At 73.6% G+C, this 25,798-nt stretch carries 1 protein-coding gene (running past both ends of the window); it reads left to right on the plus strand.

The whole window is internal to a lonely Cys domain-containing protein gene (locus ABR737_RS25840) on the plus strand: the coding sequence, 52,233 nt in all, runs 23,644 nt past the left edge and 2,791 nt past the right edge, and what appears here is coding positions 23,645-49,442, spanning codon 7,882 (partial) through codon 16,481 (partial); the first codon wholly inside the window starts at position 3. Both the start codon and the stop codon lie outside the window.

Raw genomic sequence — 25,798 nt, forward strand, 5'->3', positions numbered from 1 at the left:
TGTACGCCGGCGCGCCGGTCGCCGAGCGCCAGTGGGCGCAGACCGTGTGGGCCGACGTCGAAACAGCCCGCTTCTCGGGCGGCGTCCAGGACCGGGGCGAGCTGGCGCGCAGGATGCTGCTCCTGCCCGGCCCCGACCCGACGCGCTGGTCGGAGGCATTGGACGCGGTACGCAGAGCGGTGGCCGACGGTCGCGACAGCAGGAACCTCGACGAGTTGGCCTCCCACTTCAAGGAACGGGGCGGTGCCTTCACCCCTGCCACGTGGGCGCACGACTCCCAGCGGACTGTGTGGGCCCGTTCTCTCGGCAGGGGACTTCAGCGTTTCCGCAGCTTCGACCCCGACCACATCACGCTGCTGAGGAAGGCGGCCGACGGCTCGGACATGGTCGTGGGCCGGGTCCGGTCCCCCTGGTCCCTGCAGGGCAAGCCGGTTCCGTTCATCTACGACGTGGCCGGCGACCATGCCACGGATGGCGAGATCGGCGACCTGGCTTACCGCGATCACTGGGTGCGGGAGGCTCCGAGCCACGGCATGCTGCTGCTGACGAGTGACCGGGCCGTACCGGACGGTGCGGATCCCGCTCTCCACGGGCCGGGCGCCCTGGCGCGCAACACCGGCAGGGTGGCGTTGGGCTGGAGCGTCCCGAGCAAGCTGTTCATCAATCCGAAAACCGACGTCTGCACGGTCGCGTTGTACCCGGAGCCCGGGGACCCCCAGGCCCAGTTGGCCTTTCGAGCGGTCGTCCCGGAGGACGCCGACCTGCCGGTTTCCCCGCCCCTCGGGTCGGCTTCGTCCAGCAGCTCGTCGAGTTCTGCCGGGACCCCGCTTCAGGTGCCGTCCGCTCCCGCTTCCCCGGTTCCAGGGGCTCCGGTGCCCGCGTCTTCGGCGTCTGCGGCCTCGACGTCTCCGGTAACCGGGCCCCCGCCCGCTCCCCGCCCGGCCCCCGCCCGGTTGCACCAGCCACAAACCAACTTCCGGGCCCCGGCCCCCGCGGCACTGCCGGTGTACACCCGGCCGGTGAGCGCCCGCATGGCGGACGTGGCCCGGACCGACGCCGATACCGAGATGGCGGACCTGGTCCGGACCGACTCCGATACCGAGATGCCGGACCCGTCGCCCGGCCCCTCGGCCGGGACGGAGGCCCCCGGTGCCGTGGCCGTGGTCCCGGTACCGCAGGCGGTGGCACAGCACTACGAGGGCATCCTCACGGAGCTGTACGGCCGGAAGCCCACCCGTGCCGCCCTCTGGACCAAGCGGAGGGACGCGCTGGCCCTGCTGGACCGGCTGCGGGCGAAGATTCCGGAGCTGAGCGGCGGGCTGCTCGACCTGGACGAGCTCATCCCCCGGGTTCTGATGTTTGAGCAGGGCCGGGTGGTGATGTCCGAGGACGAGCACGACCTGATGAAGGCGGCGATGGCCGACGAGGTGCGGGACGCGCGCCTGGAGACGGTGTCCGCCTTCCACATGGTGCGCAAGGGGGCGTTCCACCCCAAGTACCGCATCCCCGCGACCCCCGGTAACCCGCGCGGCTGGAACTGGGGTTCGCTGCTGATGCCCGAGCTCGACCTGACCCGGACGCGGTCGACGACCACGGGGAGAAGGGGGACCGCGTACGTCTTCGACGAGGAGGGGCGCGCCCCCTGGACCGAAGGACGGTCGGCCGACTACCAGCCGTACGTCTACTCCGCCCCGGGCGACAAGCAGTCCGTCACCGTACGGGGCATCGGGGGCTACCAGGAGACGATTCCCTTCGAGGTCTTCGTCGAACTGGTCACGTTCGATCCGCAGCGACTCACCGTGATGGGACCGGACGACGCCTTCCTGCTGGTGATGCCGGGCATCAACCTGTGGAACAGCTACCTCCAGGACGAGCTCGTGCGCCGGTACGGGCACGACACCTGGGCCGCGACCGGCCCGACCCGCTGGGGGCGACGCGAGGACAACCTCAGGTACCAGCTCGAACTGGACAACAACAACCGCACGCATGTCGCGCCCCGCTCGCGCTGGCTGGTGCGGGACCGGGAGACCCTGGCCGCGGCGGCTGCCCTGCCGGGCGGGGACCTCGTGTGGAACCGGGACATCATGGCCCTGCCCGTCAGCGGAAGGGACTACCGCGGCCGGCCGCACCGCATGACGGGCTTCGTGTCGATGGAGTTCTCCAAGGCAATGAGCGCCTGGAATGTCACCCTGTGGGCCACCAACCTCCACAAGATCGAGGACTTCTACTTCACGCGCCCCCGTCGGTCCAAGCCCCTCGCGGGTCCGCTCCAGGTGCCGTGGCGCGGCCGGCCCGTCATCAGCGTCGACCTGCATGGTCTGCCGGGGCGGTGCGCCTTCAACACCCCGAGCGGGCAGGTGGCGGTGCAGGTCGGGGAAAGCGGGCGGCGAATCGTCCACCAACTGGCCCTGACGGGGGCCCCGCTGGACGTTCCCTTCCTGCTGGTCAACTGCTACGGCGCGGCTCCCGGTGGGCGGGACGCGACGTTGCCGTCCTGGTTCGCTTCCGGTGCGCAGATGGGAGTGTCGAATGCCCTCGTCGACCGCTCCACCCTCCGCGAGGTGGCGAACCGGTCGGAAAGGTCGGGATTTGCTGTCCTCAATACGTTCGGCAGCCATACCCAGCTGATCCCCGGCAGCAACCCTCCCGCGCACCGGCATTCGATCATGATGTACACGGATGAGCGCGGCGAAGGCGCGCTCAAGTGGTACGTCCAGCATCCCGAACCGAAGGGCGCCGCGCTCGACCCGTGGGTGAGCGCGGCGGGTCTCGCGCCGCGCCCCGGGGCCTCGGAGCAGGAGCGCTCCGAGGCCCGGGAGCGGACCCTGGCCCTGGCACGCGTGCTGGTCCACTGGATGGACGGCGATGTGGTGAAGGCCGCCGACTTCCCGCAGCTCTTGCGCGGCATGGGGCAGTTGGAGCGGATGCGGGCGGCCGACCGGAGTCTGGACCTTCCCGGCGGTCGTGAGTTCACCCTTGAGCTGAGCGGGGCTCTGCTGGACGCCTATGCCAACCAGCTGCGGGCACAAGGGCGAGCCGTGCCGTCGGATGTGCCGACCCTCCTCCGCGCCTACCTCTCGGAGGCGAACCGGGTATGGCAGGCGCAGCCAGGGACGCCGCTGACCCGCTTCGCACCCGTGCGGTTCCTGTCCAACGCGCTGAGCTACCTGGCCACTCCGGACGGCGGCAGCGACGCCCGGATGGCCCTGAGCTACCCCGCGTCGCAGGCAATGGAGGAGTCGGACTGGTCCCGAGCGGTGTGGACCGTGATCAAGTACCGGCAGCACAAAGCGAAGCTGACCGAGGCGGGATGGGCGGAGCTCGCCGGGTTCGTCCTGGACCGGCCCGCGGCGCAGGCGTCCACCGACCTGGAGGCTTTGAGGGTGGTGCTCCAGGCGATCGCCGCCGGTCGCAACTACCTCCAGCGTGCCGAGCTGGCGTCCTTCCGGCTGGAGCTGAAGGGGGTGCTGTCGAGCTCGCGTGTGCTGGGCAGGTCCGACGCCGCCTGGGGACGGCAGTTCCACGACGTACTCCGCCCGCGCGGGCAGTCCTTCGACCCCCATTGGCTCACCCGGCTGCGACAGAACGCCGACGGCACGTTCGAGGCGTGCGGGAGGGAGGTGGCCCCGTGGTCCGGGGACACCGGCCCGGCCTTCGTGTACGACGTGCCCGTCCACTGGCTGCACCGGGTCGAGGCGCTGGCCGACCTGGCCTACCGTGACCCGCGCGTGCGGGCTTCCATGTGGCGTGGCCCGCTGATCCTGACCCTGCCCGCCGGCCCCATGCCCGCCGGCTCCCGGCCCGTGGGCGGCGGACTGCTGGGAGCGTTCGCCGCCGGCACCGCCCGGACCACATACGCCTCCACCAACGGCATGGTGCTCTGGCCCGATCCGGGCACCGGGGTCCTCACCCTCGCCGTGGTCCCGCTCCCCGGCGAGACCGAGGCCCCGGAGAACTCCATCCGGAAGGCCGACCCCGACCTGGGCGACGGGCCGGCCCACCTCGACCCGATGGGGCTGCCGGCCCCCTCGCCGAAGCCGGCGGCGAACGCGGCACCTTCCGCACCCGCCGCCCCGGGATCCGCTGCCGGGACCGGGACCTTCGCGGCGCCGGGCACCAACGGGCCCGACCACCACGCGCTGCCCGCCCCGGCGTTCGAAGGCGACGAGGTCCGGTCCGCCGCCGCCGAGGGCCTCCCGGCGCAGCCCGTGCCCCCGGCCGTCCTTCCCGCGCCGGAGGCCGCGTCCGCGCCGGACCCGCTCGACTCGGCGTGGAGCGCGCACGCGCGGGCGCTGGCGGAGATGCGGGAGGCGGTCGCCGCCGCCGAGGCGGACGCGCGGTCCGGTGCCGCCACCGTTGCCGAGCCGACCGCGGAGCCCTGGACCCGGGTCGCCGAGGCCCGCGCGGAGTGGGAGGACGCCGAGTCCCGGCTGCGGAGCCTGGGCGTCCCGCTGCCGGACCTGACCGCGGCCCGCACGGCGCCGACCGCCGGCACCGGGACCGACGACGCCGACTCCGACGCGGACTCCGACGCCGACGGCCCGCCCCCCGCCCCCCTCGTGCCCAGGGACTCGGACCACCGCACGTGGCTGGCCCGCGCGATGACCGGCGAGGACCTGCCCGCCGGCCTGCGGGGCGCTGCCCCGGACGAGCGCGTCCGCCCTGCGGACGTCGAGGCTGCGGGCCTCGATCTGACCGGCGACCAGCGGATGGAGCTGGTACTGAACGGCGGCGAGTGGGTGTCGTGGGACGGCTTCAAGCAGCCGCTGTCGCAGGCGAAGCTGCAAACGCTGCTGCCCCATGGCTGGACGCCGGAGCTGCACACGGCGGCGGCCAACACCGCCCGCCGGCTGTGGAGCGAGGCGGAGCAGGAGTTCGCGAGCGCCGTGGACGCGCAGTTCACGAGCACCGCTCCCGACAGTGCCATGGAGACGGACGCCGAGCGCGCCTGGGCAGCCGCCGTCTCCTTGGTGCTGCCGCTGGAGCTGCACGACGTGCTCGCCGACTCCCGCTACGCCGAGCCCCTCTTCCGGAGCGCGGTCCGGCAGGTCGCGCTGCACCTGATGTCCCTCGGCCGGACGGACGCGGCCTCGGCCGCCGAACTGGCCGACGCGCTGCGGCAGGACGAACTGGGGCTGCGCAAGCGCCGGCAGCCGCCCGGGGCGCCCGTCCCGGAGCCCGACGATGCCGCCGGGCCCCCGCACTCCGCCGAGCCGCCCGTGGCCAACGCGGCGGCACCCACCCCGGTGGCCACGGACGCCGGGCCGGTGTTCGTGGCGCCCGTCGCCAGGCCGGACACCGCCGCTGCCACGCTCGTTGCGCCGCCCGCCGGCCCCCGGGCCGAGAGCGCGAAGAAGAAGCTGGCGGCGCTGGACGGTCTGGAGTCACGACGGTTCGAGCGGCCGAAAACGAGCAGCGAGGATCAGGCGCGCCGGATACTGCACCTGCCGGCGGGCGCCGTGGTGGACGGCCCGGTCCTCGATGCGCTCCACGCCCTGGTCGGGCGGGCCGAAGCCGCAGGCCGCGCCCGGACCATGGGCGAGCTGGCCGCCTTCCACCTCCGGCAGCCGGGTGTGCTGGAGGGCCTGGGCGTGATCGCCGCGGACCGGGAGCGCCACTTCACCCGGGACGGCAACCGGATCCCGGGCCTGAACGGGTGGACACGGCAGGTCGCCGAGCTGGACACCTCCCAGGCCGACATCCTGCGGCTGGCGGCCGACGGCCGGCTGCAGAGCATCGACCTCCACCAGGAGGTCCCCTGGCAGGGGGACGCCTACGTCGTGCTGCCCGGCGAGCGGTCCGGCGCGATGACGCTGCGGCTGCCGGACGAGTCGGTCTGGGAGCTGAGCGTCGAGGAACTGGCGGAGGTGGTGGCCCGGGACCTGGAACGGGAGGGCCTGGCCAAGGACGTGCCGATCGTGCTGCCCCGCTCCGTCCCGGGCGGGCAGATCATGGTGCTGGCCGCGTTGCTGGAACACCGCACGGGCCACCGGGTGTGGATACACGCCGCCCAGGCGGGCTTGCACACCCGTTCCGGCGTGCTCCAACTGATCCAGCAGGACGGGCGGGACAAGGGCGACTGGAAGGAGCTCCCGCCCGGGGCGCCGGCCTGGTACGCGGACGTGGACCTCCGGCCGACCTTCAGCGAGCGGACGGGCCGGCAGAACGGCGTCATGAGCTTCACCCCCGAAGACCTGGCCGGCCTGCGGCAGCCCTTCAGCCGCCGGCTGGACCAGGTACGGACGTTCGTCCACTTCAACCCCGCGACGAACGAGTGGTCCGAGGAGCAGCCGTTGCCGGGCCCCGGTCCGGAAGACGAAGCGGACCACGCGTACCTGCACGGCGTGCCGGGCCAGGTGGTCGTGGCGATGCGGGACGGGAGCCAACGCGCCATCGGTGGGGAGGAACTGGACCGCTGGGCCGGCTGGCTCGGCCGCCTGCTCCCCAACCTGAAGCGCCCCGTGTCCTGCTATGCGGGTACCCCCGTCGACGCCGGCGCGTCGGCAGGCAACCGGGGCCTGGGGGAGGCCGCCGCGCCGCCGTTCGTCGTGGACCCGCTGCGGGACCTCTCCGCGGGGCAGCGATGGGCCAACGCGACGCGGAATGAGCAGCACATCTCCGAACGCAGCAACGGCGGGATCGCGAAGGACGGCAGGCCCGTACACGTCCTGTACACCGACGCGCAGGGGCGGCTCACCCGCTGGCAGAGCCTGCGCCCGGAGCCGCCGGCCGATCAGCTGGATACGTGGGCGAGGGACCTGGGGCTGCACACGGGGACCGGTGAGGCGGCGCCCGAGGTGCACGAGCGGGTGCTGGTCCTGCTGCGGGCGCTGAAGCTGACGTTCGGCCGGGATGTGGAGGACTTCCGCCGGGACGTGGGGGACACGGCGGACTTCCTCGACCTGCTGCACGGCGTGGCCGCCCTGGAGCGGATGTGGCACCAGGACCCGGTGCTCGGCACGCTGGGCGGCTTCACCCTGGACGCGTTCCGCCGGGCGGTCGCCGCGCACCCGCTCGGCCGGCAGGGCGTGGACCAGGTGGGCTACCGCGAGGTGCTGGCCGACGCGCGGCAGCGGGGCGACATCGCGCTGACCGATTTCGTGACGATGCCGGCGGTACAGGACGCCCTCGACTGGCTGGACGAGGCCGGCGTGGACGAGCTGACAGCCGAGGCGCCGGTGTCGCCACTGTCCGGGGACCGGGACCGGCTGCGGTCCTGGATGTTCTGGGCGCGGGTCGCGATGTACGACAGCACGCGCGAACTCAACGAGGACGAACTGACGGCGCTCACCCGTAAGGTGCTGAACCCGGTCCCGGCGGAGACCGTGGACGAGGCGCGCCACGACCAGCTGCGCCGGACGCTGACCCGGGCATTCGCCGAGGGCCGCGACGCCGCCGACCCGGACGTGGCCGCCGCCTCCTACCTGGAGCACGCCGGGCTGCTGGGCGAGGCCACCGCGCTGCGCACCCGGTACGCCGGTGACACGGCCGGGGAGGGCCGGGACTTCACGGGAGCCACTGACCGCCCGACCGTGGACCTGTCGCGGATCGAGGGCGAGCGCGGGGTGGGAGCCGCTCCCTGGGTGGGCAAGGACCCCTGGGGCAAGGACAAGCCGGCGCCCTACCTGGTGCGGGCCGGGCTGGACCCGGCCGACCCGGATGTCTTCCTCCTCACCAGCGGGGGCATGACCCGGCGGGCGACGCACGGCGAGTTCCTCGAACTCCTCGCCGCCGACCCCGCCCTGCGGGTCAAGGGCCTGGTCACCGCCGTCGTGCTGGACATCCCCGAACTGGACGAGCGGGCACCCGGGTTCTCCGACGCCGCCTCCCAGCGGCTCGGGCGGCACGTGGCCTCGGCGGCCGTGCGGACCGAGCTGTCCCCGACCGGCCAGGACGGCGTCGCGGTGCTCAAGATGCTGCCCTCGTCCGTCAGGCCGTCCGCGCCCCTGGCCTGGAGCGAGCGCGTCCCCCGCTGGGCGCACCGGCCGGGCCGGGCCCCGAGTCCGATCCCGGACCCGGTGCCGGAGCACGCGCCGCTGCCCGGCGAGGCGACCGCGGCCCCGGCGGCCCCCGGTTTCCCGGCCGGGGTCGTCGGCCGGACGCCGGCCGCCACTGTGGTGGCGAGTACCGCCGGCGACTCCGGGGCCTCGGACGCCGGCGACTCCGGGTCGTCGACCGCCTACGACTCCGATTCGTCGACCCTCGTCGAGGGCAGCGAGTCGGACGAGGACGACAGGTCGTTGGCGGGCGTCGACGTGGACTCCCTCACCGGGGGAGAGGGCGACTCGTCGGACTTTGACGAGTCGGAGTCCGACGACGCGCCGGACGCGAACGGCGGGCCGCCGGACCGGCGCCAGGACGGGCCGGCGGCCTGGACCCTGGTGCCGTTCGACCGGGCGTCCTCGGCCCTGTCGCGGGAGCAGGAGGCGCCGGTCGCGGAGTTGGCGCGGCAGGTGGCGGCGCTCGCCTCGAACGATCAGCTGAAGGTGGTCATCACCGGTTACGGCAACGGCTCGCGCAGGTCGAGGGGCCGGTCGGCGGAGACCCGGGGCCGTGAGCGGGCGGGGCGCGTGCTCAGCGTCTTCGACGAGGCGCTGAAGCGGGAGCTGGCGGTTCGGCACCCGGAGTGGACGGGCGAGCGGATCGCGCAGCGGGCACGGGAGATCGTGTCCGTGCGCAACGGCGTCTCGCGCCTGGTGGCCGTGCCGCCGGCCATGGCCGACCGCGAGCAGCGGCGAGTGGCCCTGATCCAGGTGACCACGGTCCATCCCACCGTCGCGACGCGGAAGCTGGCGGCGCTGGTGAGGCAGGACCCGCGCACGGGCAACCCGCGGGACAAGGCACGCCGGGTGCTGCAACTGGACGAGTCCGTGGACATGGGTGAGGACTTGATACCGGCGCTGCTGGCCCTCTTCGGGGAGGCGGAGGCGGCCGGGCAGGCCCGGACCCTGGGCGAGCTGGGCGCCTACTTCCTGCGCAAGCCAGGGGTGCTGGACCGGCTCGGCTGGAACGAGCCGGACCCCGAGCGCTACTTCACCGACGCGCGGGGCCGCCGGATGCCCGGCCTGAACTGGGGCCGCCCCACGGTGAACATCGGCGAGTCGATGGCGGAGGGGCGGACCGACCGGCCGACGGTCCGGCTCGACACGACCCGTATCGGGCTCAAGCAGCTGGACGAGGACGGCGTCCAGCTGGGGGTCCAGATGCCCGGCCCGGCCGGCGCGGAACTCCCGTGGCGGGGCCGGGACGCCTACTTCTGGGTGGCCAACGGACAGCGCGGTGTGATCGAGTGGCGCAGGCCGGACGGGTCATGCCGGGAGCTGAGTGCCGAAGAGGCCGCCGTGGTGGTGGCGGCGGACGTGGCACGGGTGCGCCTGGACAGGAACATCCCGATCGTGGCGATCGTCCCGTCCCCGGCCGAGAACGACCTCAAGCTGCTGCGGCTGCTGGAGCGGTACACCGGCCACAAGGCGTTCGGGCACTCCGGGGTGGTGACGTTCTCCTACGACACCGGCCGGGCCGTGCTGGTCAGCCGGTTCGGGCGGGTGACCGGGGAGTGGGTCTCCCCCCGCCCCGACGACACGCCACCGCGGCAGGCCGCCCTCCCGGGCCCGGCCGGCCCGGGTGCGCCCGGTGCCGGGGCCCGTCCCGGGCCGGCCGCACCGTCCGGACGGGTACCCGCGAGGTCCGGCCCGGCGGCCCCCCGGCCGGTGGCGCCTTCCGAACTGCCGTCCCTCGCCGAGGGAAGCACCGCCGACGTCACCTCCCGCCCCCGGCCCGCCGGCGCCGCGTCGGCGCACCGGCCGCCCACCCCGCCGGCGACCTCCGCGGGCCCGGTGTACGCCACGCCCGCCACCGGACCGGACGCACCGGCCGGCCCGGCCGCGCGGAGGGTCGCGGCCACCCCGCGCTCGGCGACGCTGGTGCCGTTCTCCGGCGGGGGCGTCGAACTGTGCGACGAGGAGCGGAAGTCGGTCGAGAGGCTGGCCCGGAAGGCGGCGGCCGGCGCCCTGCCGCGCTGGAACCTGGGTGTGGTGCCCGAGGAGATCCGGATCGTCGGGCGCGGCAACGGGCTGCCGGACGCCGGCCGTTCGCGAGCTGCCGAGCTCGGCCGGCAGCGGGCGGAGGCGGTGGCCACCGTGTTCCGGCAGGAGCTGGAACGGGAGCTTGCCGCGCTCCGCAAACAGCTCGCGAAGAGCCGGCGGCCCCTGACGGCAGGCCACTTCACGCTGACCGTGCGGGGCGACGACGCACCCGCGGGCCCCGGCTCGCCGCAGGCGGCGGATGCCCGGTGGCAGACGATGATCGACGTCGCCGGCCCGCCGAACAAGAAGGCGAAGGAGACGCTGGCCGCGCTGGACGAGCGGGACGTGCGCCGGTTCGGCGGCGATCGGATGAGCGTGGAGGAGCAGGCGCAGTGGATCCTGCACCTGCGCTCGGACGCGACGGTGGACGGTGCGGTCCTCAACGCGCTGTACGCCCTGGTGAGCCAGGCCGAGGCGGCGGGGCAGGCGAAGACCCTGGGGCAGGTGGCGGCCTTCCACCTCCGGCAGCCGGGGGTGGCGGAGGATCTGGGTCTGCTCGCGTCGGACTCCGGGCGCCACTTCACCGACTCCAAGGGGCGCCGGATTCCGGGGCTGAACTGGACGGCGCAGGGGAAGGCCGAGCTGCACAGGACCAGCTTCGGCCTGGTGCGCCGCGACGGCGCGGGCAAGCGGCGGGGCAAGACCGTGACCACGTCCGGCCCCTGGAAGCACAAGGCGTTCATGGTGCTGGACGACGGCCCGTCCAGCATGATGCTGCCGCTGCCCGGCGGGGAGCGGCCGGCGAGCCACGAGGAGGCCGCCGAGCTGGTGGCCCTGGAGCTGGAACGGGAGGGCCTGGACAAGGGCGTCCCCCTCGTGGTGCGCGCGGCCCCCGCGCATCTCCACCACGAACTGCTGCTGCGGATGATCGCCCGCCGCACCGGCCGCGTGGTGTGGTCGCACAACGGCGAGACCGCCTTCGATCCGCGCACCGGCATGATCGTGGTGACCCACCGGGAGGGGCAGCCCGAGGGCGACTGGGTTCGCATCGACCCCGGTCTGCCGCTGGGTGAGGACATGCCGGACTGGCTCTGGCGGGTCGACACCCGGACCGCGGTCAGCGAGACCTCGCGCCGGCCGATCGGCAGCGTGAGCTTCGACGCCGACGACCTGGCGGGGCTGCGGGAGCGGTTCAGCCGCAGGCTGGACGTGACCGCGACGTTCGTCCACCGCAACCCGGCAACGAACACCGTGTCCCGGGAGTATGCGGCGCCGACGCCCCCCGGCGAGACGGAAGCCGGGGCCATCCACGACTACGGGCACGGCAGCGCCGAGGGCGACATGAGCGTCCCGTTGCTGGACGGCACCCTTCACCGGCTCAACGCGGCGGAGCAGGACCAGTGGATCGACCATCTGGTGCGCTCGTTCCACGGCACCTGGCTCAGCATCGCGCGCTGCTGGCGGGGCACCACGCCCGGACGCGCCCGGGGGGCGGAGGACTCCGTGTCCGCGCCGCACGTCGTCGACCCGCTCCGGCAGCTCCCGCCGGGTCAGCGCACGGCCAACAGGGCACAGATATGGGTGCGGGTCATCGAGCGGATCCACCTGACGCGGGAGGAATCCGACGGCAAGCTCACGCATGGCCTGCGGACGGATGCCCAGGGGCGGCGTAACCGGTGGGTGCTCTACCGTCCGGAGCCGTCGGCAACCGACCTTGGCCAGTGGGCGGCCGAGCTGGGTATGCGCACCGACACCGAGATGTGGCGGGCTCATTCGCAGGAGCGGGTGCTGATTCTGGTGCGGGCGCTGAAGCTGACGTTCGGCCGGGACGTGGAGGATGCCGGGGACTTCGCGGAGCTGCTGCGCGGGGCCGCGGCGCTGGAGCGGATGTGGCGCGACGATCCGAGGCTCCACGGGGCGGGGCTCTTCACGCTGGACGTCTTCCAGCGGGCGGTCGCCGCGCACCCGGACGGGCGCCAGGGTGTGGACCTGGCCGGGTACCGCGCCGCGCTGGCCGCCGCCGAACAGGCCCCCGCCGGCACCGGACTGACCGCTTTCGTGACGATGCCGGCGGTGGAGGCGGCTCTGCGGTGGCTGGACAGCAGGGACCCGGACGAGGTGATCCGGGAGGTGCTGGAGAAGGACCGGCCCGGCGAGACCCAGTTGCTGCGGGTGTTCTGGGCGCGGGTCAAGGCGTACGACGTGCTGGGCCGGGACGGTACGGACGCGGTGGCACTGGCCCGGAGGGTGCTCCACCTGGAGTCCGCCGAGACCGTGGACGAGGCGCGGCTGGAGCAGCTGCGCTGGATGCTGACCCGGGCGTTCGCCGAGGGCCGCGACGCGGCCGATCCCGATGTGGCGGCCGCGTACCACCTCCAGTACGCCAAGCTGCTGGGTTCCGACACCTCCTTGAGCACGCTGGACCTCGTGCGGGCACCACGGAAGGGCCGGGACTTCACCGGCGAGTCGCCCGGCCCGGTGGTGGATCTCGCCACCATCAGGGCCGACGGTCAGCAGTCGGAGGCGCCGTGGCTGACCGCGGGCGTGCAGAGCTTGCGCCCGGACCCCTACCTGGTGCGGGCGAAGCTGGATCCGGCCGACCCGAACCACCTGCTGCTCGTCGCCCGGGGCCGTACCTGGCGGGTGACGCAGCGGGAGTTCATCGAACTGCTCGCCGAGGACACGGTGCTGCAGAACCTGAAGGACGTCGTTGCCCGGCGGTCCTCCCTGCGCGTCGACGTCGTCCTGGACATCCCGGAGCTGGACCGGCTGGCGCCCGGCATGGCGCAGCGCCTCGCCCAGCGGCTCGGCCGGCACGTGTGGTCGACGGCCCGGCGGACCAAGCTGCGCACGGGGGGCCGGCAGGGCAGCTCGGTGCTCGGCGTGCGGGGCCGGGCCGCCGCCTCGGGCACGTCGTCCGGCGTCACGTGGACCGAGAGCCTGCCCGAAGACCCGGCCGAGCCGGTGGATTCCCCGCGGTCCCTACCGGACCCGGTGCCGGAGCATGCGCCGCTGCCGGGCGAGGCGGCTCCCTCCGCTCCGGCAGCAGCCGGGACGAGTGGCCAGGGGTCGGGCATGCGCCCGGCCGGCGACGCCGACTTCACCAGCGAGGCCGACCCGGAGACCGGGGCCGACCCGGACACCGAGTCCGAGACGGACACCGAGTCCGGCACGGACACCGAGCTGACGCCGACCGCGCCGACGCGCCTGGCGGACCGCGGCCGCACGGACTCGGCCTGGTCCGGCACCGCGTCCATCGCGTCGGGTTCCTCGGCCTCGTCCCGCTGGTCCCGTTCGCCGTCCGTGTCGTCGTCGGCATCCGTGTCGTCGATGTCCTCCGTGTCCTCCGTGTCCTCCGTGTCTTCCGTGTCCACCGCGTCCTCCCGGCCGGACCCCGGAGTTCTGGATGCCGCCCGGAAGGATGCCGCCCGGAAGTGGGCCATGGCGCGGTCCGGGACCGGCCAGTCGATGCCGGGCCTGGAGATGACCGGCACCGCCGCGCGCCCGGCCTCCGCGCCGCACACCGAGCCGGTGGCCGCCAAGCCGGTGCAGCCGCTGCCGGAGGTGACACTGGTGCCGTTCGCCGCGGGGTCGGACACCCCCGAGCTCTCGCTGGACCTCCAGCGGCTGATCGTCCGGGTGGCCGAGACCGGGTTGCGCAACCGCGCGCTGGGAGTGTCCCTGCCGGACCTCGACTTCACCGGATACGGGGCCGACGCGCCGCGCGACAGCGACCGGAACCGGATGCGGAGCGCGCTCCGGCTCGGCACCGAGCGTGCGGAGGCCGCGCGGGACGAATTCCTGGATGAGCTCGACGACGAGCTGGCGGACCGGCAGTCCGGTGTGCCCCAGGAGCTGCGCCTGCGCGCCTCCGACTTCGTGGCGCAGGCCACCGGCCAGGTGCGGCTGCCGGAGGGCGACCCGGTGATCGCCGCGCTGGCGGGCACGGCCGGGGCGGCGGACATCGAGCGGCAGGCGACGCTGGAGTTCCTGTACGACCCGGAAACGGCGGCGGTGGAAACGCTGGACAAGCTGCGCGGGCAGGACCGGCGGCTGGACGGCAAGCCGCTGGACCTGGACGCGGCGACGCGGAGCATCCTGCACCTGCCCGAGGGCGCGGAGGTGAGCGCGGAACAGCGCGCCGAGATGTACGCGCTGTGCTGGAGCGCCCGGGAAGAGGGGCGGGCGACGAGCATGGCGGCGCTGGCCGTCTTCCACCTGGAGCGCACGCTGGGCGTTCTGGCGTCCGATCGGAAGCGGCACTTCACCCAGGGGATGAGCACGAACCGGACCTACGGCCTGAACTGGAGCGAAAAGTCCGTCACCGGCCTGGACACCACCCGGTTGCGGACGCGCGACCTGGACGGCACCACCACCTACACGGAGCACTGGTCGGATGTCCCGTGGCGGAAGACCCCGCAGGCCTACGTCGTGGCGGGCGACATGCGCGACGGCAAGTACGTGGTGCGGCCGGACGACGACCGCGAAGTGCTCATCGACTTGGAGGAGTTCGCCGAGCTGGTGGCGCTCGACGTGCGGCGCCAGAAGCCGCGGCGGGGCACTCCGATCGTGCTGGCGATCCCGTTCGCCGGCGACGGGCTGCTGGACGGGCCGCGCCTGCTGGCGCACCGGACCGGGATGACGGTGTTCGCCCACAGCGCCGAGGTGGGGCTGGCCCAGCCGGACGGCAAGGAGTCCACGGTGCTCGTCATCCGCCGGAAGGGGGAGCGGAAGGGCGAGTGGATCCCCAGCCGGCCGGGTCTGGCGCGCGACCCGCTGCAGGGAGACCCGATGGCCGAGTTCCGGGACGTGCAGACCCAGGCCATCATCAGCGACCGGACGGGCGAGCAGATCGGGCGCCGCTCCTTCCACCGCAAGGACCTCGTCGACAACGGCTTCGAGGAGGCGAGCCGCCACCTCGACACGATCACGGAGGCAGTGCACTACAACCCCGTCACCAACACGTACTCGGCACCGTTCACCATGCCGGCGCCCGGCCCGCTGAGCGACGCGTTCTTCGAGGACTTCCACGCTGATCCGTGGGGGCCGCACCTCGCGCTGCGCAACGGTCTTTCGCGGGCACTCTTCAGGCGCGAGCCCCAGAAGCGGTGGCACCGGCGCAAGAGCGTGCTGGAGCGGCCCCGTCCCTGGACGGACATCCAGGGATGCGCGACGGGTGACTACCGGGACGTCTCCGTGCCGAGCACGGCCGATTCCCACACGAACGAGGGAAAGTTCACCGCGGACCCACTCGCACAAGTCCCCTACGGGCAGGGTGTCGCGAACGACATCGAACAGCCGATACGTGCCACCACCTGCATGGACACCCTCGACACGGTGAACGGCCGCCGCGTCCGGGTGCTGTTCACCGACTTCTGGGGCCGGGAGGGCCGGATCGTCATCTTTCTGCCGGAGCCCAAGGGCGCCGAGTTGGACCGGTTGGCCGAGGCGGTCGGGTGGCACGACGGTTCGGGTGAGGCGTCGGCAGAGGTCCGGTTGCGGGTGTTGCGCGGGGTGCGGGCGCTGCGACTGGTGTTCGGCTGGAACGTCAAGGCGCAGGCCGAGGCAGCGCGGCAGGGCGGCTACGAGGAGCTGCTGCGGGGCTTCGCCGCGCTGGACGACATGTGGCGGGCCGACCCGCGGTTCAAGTATCTGGGCCGGTTCACGATGGACATGTTCCACCGGGTGGTGGCGGCCCGGCCGGAGGGCGGCACGGAGCCGGACCAGAGTGCGTACCAGGCGGTGCTGGCGGCGGCCGGGCGGCAGCGGGCGGGCACGTCGCTGCGGGACTTCGCGCCAGGGCTCCCGGACGCGGTGGACCGGGCGGTCGCCTGGGCCCAGCACAAGGACGTGGACCTGTGGGAGGAGGCCGCCGCCGCTCTGCGGATGAACGCGGACCGCGTGGGCACTCCCCACCACTCGCGGATGTTCTGGGCGCGGGTCAAGGCCGAGGAGACGCTGGCGACGCTCGATGCCGACGCGCTGATGGCGAAGGTGCTCGGCATCGACCCGGACATCGACCCGAATGACGCGCTGCGCGCGCAGGTGACGACGGCCTTCACCTACGCGTACGCGGCCGGCTGGGACGCGTCCGACCCCGACGTGGTCGCCGCCCACCGCCTGGAGCGGCTCGGCGCCCAGAGCGAGGACACCCTGCTGAGGGCGACCTACACGGCCGAGACCCTGACGGCGCTGAAGAAGGAGCGGGAGGACAACGAGCAGTCGGGAGTGCCTCAGGCCCCGCTCTCCACCGACCTGTACGACAGCCCGGGGCGGGACTTCGGGCCGGGTCCCAAGCCCGACCGCGTCGACCTGTCCCAGGTCCACACGCCGTGGGGGCTCGGCAAGGTGAGATGGACCAGCCCGAAGGACCACGCGGCATCGTCCCCGAGCCCTCTTCTGGTGCGGGGGGCCGTGGATCCGCGGGATCCGGCCGTCGTCCGGGCACGGCTGAACGGGACGGACCACGACGTACCGCTCGACGTCTTCCTCGAACTGCTCGCGGCCGACCGCGAGTTCATGAAGCAGGGGCCGCAGGTTCCCCTCGTGCTGTGCCTGAACGGGCTGGGGCCGGACGCCAAGAAGGTGGCGCGGCGGTTCGCCGACCGGCTCGCCCGGACGGTGTGGTGGACGGAATACGAGGTGGACCTGTCCGAGAAGGGCGACAGCGGACTGCCGGTGCTCACCGTGCACGCCCCGCCCGGCTCGTCCGTGCCGCCGGACGGGGGCTGGCGGCGGAGGCTGCCCCGATCCGTTGGGCAGACGGGTCCCTCGCTCGCGGTACCGCCCCCCGTGCCGCACTTCGGCGACCGTGCCGCCGACCCCGCCCCCACGCCGGACCCGTCCCCGGACCCGTCCGCCGCGGCGCGCGCCGCCGTGCGCGCCGCCCTGGGGGGCGTGTCCGCGGCGGATGCGTACGCGACGGACGTCTTCGACGCGGACCCGGACTTCGAGGCGGGCATCGACTCGGCCGGCGGGACGGACACCGATTCGGCCGGCGAGACGGACGCCGAGACGGCGGACGACGGACGCTCCGTCGCGTCCGACGCGGAGACCGATGCCACCTCCGACACCACCTCCGACACCGCATCCGAGGCGCCGGAGGAGGCGCAGTCCCTCCCTCCGGACGAGAAGCCGCACGCCGCGTCGACCGGCGTCTCCGGGGCCCGGAACCGGGCCTTGTCCCTGTCGCGTTCGGGGGCCGGGCAGCCGATGCCCGGAGTGGGGACGCCCGGTTCGCCCGCGTTGTCGCCGGTGGCGGCAGCACCCGTGCCGTCCTCGCCGGTCGAGGCGCCGCTGCCGGCTCTGCCGTACACGACGCTGGTGCCGTTCGCTCCCTTCACCGCGGTGTTCACCGATGGCGACGAGGACACGGTGGGGCGGTTGGCGGAGCAGGTGGCTCGGGCCGGGCTGCGCAACCGGCGGCTGGGTGTGTCGCTGCCGGAGATCGACATCAGCGGCTACGGCGCCGACACCGTGCGCGGCGGTCCGGGCCAGGACTGGGAGGCGGACGCTCGGCAGTCCGGTGAGCAGCGTGCCCAGCGGACCTTCCGGACGTTCATGCGGCGCCTCGTCCTGGAGCTGCGGGATCTCCAGCAGGACCTGCCGGCCGAGGACCGGCTGAAGGCCGTGCACTTCAGGGTCAGGACGCTGGGCGAGGTGAGTGTCCCGGACCGCACTTGGGCGGATACGGCGCCGAAGCGGGCGGATCTGCGGGCGGCGAAGGACCGGCACGCCTGCCTTGAGGTCTGGCAGGAGGCGGACGCGGAGGCGGTGGAGCTCCTGGACGTGCTGCGCGGGGAGGACCGGCGGTGGGACGGCAAGCCGCTGGACATCCCGGCGCTGGCCCGCCGGGTGCTGCACCTGGGCGAGGGCGCGGTCGTGGACGCGGCAGTGCGCGAGAGGTTCTTCGCGCTGGTCCTCCGGGCCCGGAAGGCGGGCATGACCCGGGGTTTCGCGGCGCTGGCGGCCTTCGACCTGGTGGAGCGCGGCACGGTGGCGGGCGACCGGGCCCGGCACTTCACCAAGGACAAGGTCCGGGTTCCCGGCCTGAACTGGGCCCCGGCGTCCGAGGCCCTGGAGCTGGACACCACCCGCCAGTTCGTCCACCGGCAGTCGGCGGACGGCAAGGACTCGTGGGAGGAGCTGCCGGGGCGGACCGTTCCGTGGGGGAGCGAGTCCCGGCAGCGGCCCTATGTGGTGACGGGTGCCGGCTCGTCCGACGGGATCCAGGCGCGGCTGCCGGACGGGTCGTCGCATCAGCTGGACATCGAGGAGTTCGCCGAGCTGGTGGCGGCCGATCCGGCGCTGGCGGAGCTGCCCGCCGCCAACCCGATCGTGCTCGCCTTCGCCGGGGCCGCTGACGGGCTGATGGATCTGCCCAGGCTGCTGGCGGAGCGGACCGGGCGGACGGTCTGGGCGCACAGCGGCGAGGTGGAGCTGCGGGTGCGGCCCGGCGCCGCGGGCACCGTGGACGTGGTGCACCGGTGGAAGAAGCGAACGGGCGACTGGACAGCGAGCCGGCCGGGTATGGCGTGGGACCCGCGGGACGGCGACCCGCTGGCCGCATTCCGCGACGTACTGACCCAGCCCCTCATCAGCGAGCGGACCGGCTTGCAGATCGGCCGCTCCGCGCACTCCGCCCGGGACTTGGCCGATGGGTTCGAGGATGACGGCCGTCATCTGGACCAGATCACGACGTTCGTTCACCGCAACCCCGTGACCGGGGAACTCTCGGCCGAGTTGCCGCTGCCGGGGCCCGGCAAGGAGAGTGACGCCACCCACGAGGACACCCATGCCTCCCCCGAGGGACAAGCTCTGCCGCGGACCGGTGGCGGCGAACTGCTGCTGAGCGAGGACCAGTTGCTACGGGCCTGGTACCGGCGCAAGAGCATCAACGGCACCTGGTTGTCGATCGGGGGGTGCACGACCGGTGTCTTCCAGGACTCGTCCATGCCGCCGATACGCGACATCACCCACCACGTTGAGGGGACCTTCGTCCCGGATCCGCTGGCAGAGGTCCCGCACGGACAGCGCATCGCGAACGTCACCCGCCTCGGGGTGCGCGGCGCCAACCGCTCCCAGGGGGTGATAAGGGTCAACGGCAAGTACGTCCGGTACGTGAACACGGATGCCTGGGGGCGGCGCGGAGAGTGGACGATCTTCCTGCCGGAGCCCGAGGACGCCGAGCTGGACCGCTTGGCCGCCGAGGTGGGGTGGCTCACCGACACGGACGAGGCGCAGACCGAGGCGCGGGTCCGGACCCTGCGCGCGGTGCGGGCGCTGCGGCTGACGTTCGGCTGGGACATCGAGCGGACGTCCACGGAGCCGGAGTACCTCGGCCTGCTGCGCGGCATCGCGGCGCTGGACGACATGTGGCGGGCGGACGACCGGTTCGACGGCCTGGGCCCGTTCACGATGGACCTGCTGCGGCGCGTGGTGGCGGCCCGCCCCGAGGGCGGCCCCGACGCGAAGCAGGCCGCGTACCGTGCGGTACTGGCCCAGGCCGCGGCGGCCGGGCCCGGCACGACGCTCGTCGGCTTCGTGACCCTTCCGGCGGTGGACGCCACCGTGGCGTGGCGGGCGGGGGCGAACCTGGACGAGGACGCGGCCTGCGCCCTGGCCATGGATGAGACCGAGGTGGGTGCCCCCGAGCGCTCGCGGATGTTCTGGGCTCGGGTCAAGGCGGCGGAGACGCTGCGCGCGCCCGGAGTGGACCCGGACGCTCTGATCGCTGACGTGCTCCACCTCGACCCACCGCCGGTACCCGACGACTTCCTGCGCGAAGAGCTGTGGTTTGCCTTCGCCGTCGCCTACGTCACCGGACGCGATGCCTCCAACCCCGCCGTGGTGGGCGCGCACGAGCTGGAGATCGACGGCGCGATGAGCCGGGACACCCTGCAGGACACCGTCCTGGGAACCGCCCCCGGCGACGGGCGGAACCTCGGGCCGTCCGATGAGCACCGGGACGTGGATCTGTCCTGGATCCGGACTCCGGGCGGCGAGGAGCGCGCCGTGTGGCAGCCCATGGATCCGAGCGTCCGGGCACCGTGCCCCCACCTGGTCGTGGCCACCCCGGACCCGCACGACCCCGACCGCATCAAGGTGCACGTGGGTGGGAAGGAGCGGCGGATCACGCTCGACACGTTCGTCGAGCTGGTGGCCGCCGACCGCCTCCTGAAGGAGCGTCCGAAGAACGTCGAGGTCGTGCTGGCCGTGTCGGAGCTGGGCTGGTTCGCTCCCGCACTCGCGCAGCGGCTGGCCGACCGGCTGGGCCGGTTGGTGTGGTGGACGAACCTGCCGGTGGAACTGGTCAAGGGGGGACCGGGCGGACGCTCGCTGCTCGAACTGAAGCAGGGCCGGCCCGGAACGCCCGCGCCGACCGCCGGCGCCTGGGGATGGACGGAGCCCCGACGCCCCAACTCTCCGGCGGCGTACTCCGTTTCCGTCCCGCCGCCGGTGTCCCGCTCCGCCGACCGCGCCGCGGTGCGCGCGGCGCTGGGGTCCGATGTCTCCGCGTCGGACGTCTTCGCCGCGGACGTCTTCGAAACGGACGCCTTTGACGGCTCCGACGGCCCCCACGGCTCTGCCGTCGCTGACGTCTCCGGCCCCTCGGCCTCGGACGACTCGGCCTCGGTCACCTCGGAGGGGGCGTACTCGGACTCCGGGTACGCCCCCTCCGAGGCGACCGAGTACTCCGAGGCGACCGAGGACTCGGGGTACGCCGGCTCCGAGCCGGGCTCCGAGGCGATTTCCGAGGCGGACTCCGAGCCGGAGCCGGAGCCGATGGACACCGAGCCGGAAACGCCCGCTCCGGCGGACAGTGACCCGGACGACGACCCGGATGGCTTCCCGGATGGCGGCCCGGACGACGACCCGGACAGTGACCCGGATGGCGGCCCGGACGGTGACCCGGATGACGACCCGGACAGTGACCCGGACAGCGACCCTGAGTCCGTCGTCGACGCCGAGCCCGACGTGACCGGCCCGGACGCGTCGTCGTCCGAACCCGACGCCCCCTCCGCCCTCGTCGCGGACCTCGGCCACGGGCACCGCGGGCTTCTGGGCTCGGTGCACGTCATGCCGTTCCCGGACGAGACGCTTCAGTGGCTGCACGCCGGCATCGGCGCCGCCGTCCGCGCCCGGCACCAGGCGGTCGAGGGCGCGACGGCCGAGCGCCTGGAGGCGCAGGACCAGCGCGGCAGCGCGGCGCTGGAGAAGGAGGTGGTCGCGGAGTACACCCAGGACGCGGTGCTGGAGGCGCTGCCGTATGTGCTGAGCGCCAAGGGCATGGTCCGGATCGTCACCTACCGCGGCCGCCGGTACCGGGTGGCGTGGCGGCTCGATCTCGGGGACGCCCGGCCCGCGCCCGCGATGGCCCCCGACGTGCCCGAGGGGCAGCGGATCCAGATCGAGGAGCGGAACAAGACCACCGTCACGTCCAGTGACACCAGCGGACGGCAGACGGTGCGGAGTATCCCGCTCTCCTACGGCCGCACCTGGGCGGTCAACGGCTCGGGGATCCCCGGGCCGGCCTCCCTGGCCTCCCTGGGATTCACCCCGAAGCTGACGTTCACGCACAACCAGGAAGCCACCTCGGTGACGGTCGTGCGGGACTACATGGCGATGTCCGCGCTGGCCTTCGCCGCCGAACCGTCGTCCGTCTACGACTACGGCATGGCGTCGCAGATCAAGGTCGAGCCGCTCGACGGCGCGCCCCCTACCCCTGCCTCTGCCTCTGCCTCTGCCCCCGCCCCTACCCCCGCTCCCGAGACCGACGAGGCGGCCGAAGACGACGGCTGGGGCGACATCGTGCCCGTGCCCGCCCCCGGCCGGCTCGCCGCGTGGTTCCCGGACTACCTCACCCAGGACCCGGAGCCGCGCCCGTTCGGCCCGCTCTTCGCGTCGGCGGAGGAGTTGCCGGCCGATCCGCAGACCCTCACCGGCGGGGTGCTGCCGATGCGCACGGACACCGTGCGCGACCCGGCCGCGCTGCACGACGAGATCGTCGCGGCCGATGAACTGCGCCCGCATCTGCGCCGGATGTCGCCGGAGTCGGCGGAGGAGCTGAGCGAGTTCCTTTCGGAGAACAACCAGCGTGCCGGGCTGCCGCTGATGCTGGCCAACGCCTACCCGTCACCGGTGCTGCAGGACCGCGCCGGAGACCCGCTGGGCTTCATGGAGGTCAGGGCGCGGCTGACGTGGCTGAACCCCGATGTGCTGGCCAGGTCGAAGAACGTGATGCTGGAGAACAGCATGTTCTACACGGTGGGCGCCAAGAACTCCCACACGGTGTCCAATGCCGTGAAGCCGGGCTTCTCCCTCGCCCCCGCCTTCGCGGACCCCGGCGGCTCGGGCGTCGGCGGCGGCCCGGCCTTCTCCGGCACCTACCAGTACCAGCGCGACCGCGCCTTCCACTCGGGCGGGACGGCGTACGACTGGTTCGGTCTCGTCAGCGAGAACCCGCAGCTCCTGGTGGAGGCGGACATCGAGTTCGAGGTCGTACTGGTCTTCCCCGAGGGCGGCCGCACCGATCCGTTCACCTTCAGCCGGTCCGCGAACCATCTCCTGCGGGTGCCGAGCCGGGCCGAGGCCGACGGCGTCCCCGTCCTGCCGGGCCAGGAGCGGCACCTGCCGCCGGAGATGCTGGAGCTGCGCTCGTTCGGGGTGTTCGCCACGCCGTTGGAGATCACCGGTACCGAGGAGCAGTTCAAGGAGCTGGAGGACCAGCTGCGCACCTTCAGTCTGCTGCCCCCGGCCGAACGCCGGTCGCTGTCCTGGATGGACGAGGTGGGCCGCAAGAAGATTCTCCAGGCCTGGGCGGCCAACCAGCGCGCGCTGTCCCTCGCCCGCTCGCAGGTCGGGTTGCGCTGCGCGTCGCGGGACATGGTGGGCGCGGGTCACGCGATCTACTTTGATCTGCCCTTCGCGTACGACAGCTGGCGGGCCTGCGCGGTGGTGCGGGCCAAGCCGCAGGAGGGCACCTACCCCCGCCACCGCAGGAACTTCCCGAACTGGTCCTCGCTGACCGGCAACGGCATGTCGACGGCGAGCGGCGAGTCGGTCACCTCCACGCACACACTGTCCGGTGACTTCTCCGGTGAGGCGCACGGCCCGGTCTCCGACGACACGACGATGAAGGGCGGCATCCCCTCCAGCGCCTCGCTCAGCGGGCAGCGCGCGAACACGGCCGGCTCCTCCTCCGCCTTCGGCCTGGACATGCTCTTGTACCCCCAGATCGGCCTCGCCCAGTTCGACATCCCGGTCACCCACTCCGCGGCGCTCTACTTCGGACGGGGCACCGAGCCCGTGTGGACGTCCGCCCCGCGGAACGGGAACCTCGCGGTGACCCTCCCGCTGGCCCGCACCCTTGCCGAGCGGCCGGCCCCGCTCCCCGCGCCCACCAGCCGGCCCGCCACCGACGAGGACTACCAGCTGGCCCGGATGCAGCCGGACGAAGAGGGCAACCGGCCGCAGGAGGCGCTGCTGCTCCCGGCCGCCGCGCACGTCAACGTGGCGTTCGGCAGCGCCGAGCTGATCGCGGCGTTCCAGCGGCACCTGGCGGGCGGCCACCCCGAGGGCAACGCCGAGCCCGGGGCGCTGGCCCGGATCGTGAACTGGACCGCCGAGCACGGCAGCCAGGTGGGCCGGATGCTGCCGTCGTTCGTCACCCGGCCCGCCCAGTGGCTGAAGGACGTCACGCTCGGCGAGTCCCTGACGCACCCGGAGAGCCCTGCCCAGGAGGCCGGCCGGGCCGCCCTGTCCAGCACCGTCGTCCTCGCCCGCTCCCACCAGATCCTGCGCGGTGTCTACGCCTTCGACGCCGGGGCGGCCGGCTCCCTGCTGGGCACCGACACTCAGGGGGAGGTGCGCGGCTACCTGCACGACGTGGTCTACGAGGGGCCCGGCCTCCCGCCGGGGGAGGACTTCGGGGGCAACCAGGACTGGATGGAGAGCGACGTCACCGCCACCGACTCGGCCTGGCGGGGCAGGAGCGGAAAGCGCACCGTGCAGCTCGGGTTCAGCGGTTCGGGCACCCGCACCGTCGGGGACACTTCGGGCACGGTCACAGGCAGCGGGACCCAGAGCTTCTCGGTGTCGTGGAGCGAAACGGACACCGACGGCGTGTTCACCGACCGGATCAACGCCGACGCCAGGGAACCGCTGCACGCCTTCCGCGCCGACATCACCTATGTCTTCGCGCTGGCTCAGGGCTACCGCAACGCCCCGGCCAACGTTGTCGGATTCGGCCCGCGCGGTGTCCGGACCAGCGCGGAGCGGGTGCCGGGCGGCGTCGTCTTCTGGGTCTCCGAGACCGACGTCCGGGAGAACCCGCGGCTGGCGGCGTTGGCCGGGCTCCCCCACGCGGTACCGACCCCGGACCGGCTCCTCCCGCCCTACTTCGTCCGCTCGAAGGGCCGGGCCCTGGGCCCCGCCACCGTGCCGGAAGCCCTGCCGGCCGGCCCGCTGGACGCGTTCGTCGAGGCGCTCCGCGCCGAGGCGACGCGGGAGGCCCCCGGTTCGCTCACCCCGGGCAGCGGTACGCAGGTCGGCGGCCTGGACGCCTGTATCGCGGAGGTCGGTTCGGTCATCGGCATGCGGGCGCTGGCCGGCACCGGCACCGAGAAGTGGCAGCGGCCGATCGCCTTCGTGTACAAGGGCTGGGGGGGCCTGTACCTGGTGAAGCTGGCGGTCAACGCCCGCCCGGCGCCGCACCGCGAACTGGGTGACGTGCGCGGCGCGCTGCGCCCGAAGTCGGGTGTAGAGGTCATCTACTCCTCGGCACCCAGCTCGGTGACGCGCACGGCCTCCAGGTCGGGCACCTTCACCCTCGGCCTCAGCCCGTCGGCCGGCTACACGGTCGCGACCGGAACGGGCAACACGGGCAGCGCCGGGGCCTCGGCGTCCTTCTCCTCGAACAGCTCCCGCTCCACCTCCCTCACCCTCTCCCGCAACCGCCAGCAGTGGCTGCGCACCTACGCGCCGTCGGCGCAGTTCGAGGTGGAGTACGAGTACCGGGTGGCCGCCTCCTCGCAGCGGCTGCCCGACACGGTGCCGGGCTTCCTGGTCAACCAGGTCGTCTCGCTCGGGCAGTTGGCCGAGGTGCTGGGGGAGGGCGCGCTGTCGGTGAGCGAGACCACCGGGCTGCGCCGGCTGATCAGCGCCTTGGCCGACGGCATGACGAGCGAACTGCCGCGCCGTCTGGGACGGGCCCTCGGCCGGGCATCGAGCACCCCGGCGGAGGAGGGGACACTGCCCGCGCCGACCACCGCCTCCGGCGACGGGATCCCCCTCGGCCTGCTGACCGCCTCCGGCGAGCGGCCGGTCGTCGCCGGGGAGGGCGAGACCGCCGAACCGGCCACGACCGCCGAACCGGCCACGACCGCCGAACCGGCCACGACCGCCGAACCGGCCACGACCGCCGAACCGGCCACGACCGCCGAGACCGCCGTGCCGGACTGGGAGCCCCCGTCCGGCACCCCCGTCTCCAGCACGCCCGTCACCGTCAAGCTGCGCTTCCCCGCGAGCGAGACGCCGTACGAGCGCGAGGACGGCACCGTGGAGTGGTCCGCCGCGCCCGAGCTGCTGGCCCCGCAGATCCACGAGAGCGACCCGCGCGAGATCCGGCCCCTCCCGCGCCCGGAGCCGGCCGCGGACCCGACGGCAGCTCCGGCTCCGGATCCGCTGGCAGGCACGGCCCGCTGGACGCCCGGGCAGACGCTGATCGTCGGCGACTTCGACGCGGTGGACCAACTCGCCGACGCGCTGCGCAC

The organism is Streptomyces sp. Edi2 (assembly GCF_040253635.1).
Classification (GTDB): Bacteria; Actinomycetota; Actinomycetes; order Streptomycetales; family Streptomycetaceae; genus Streptomyces.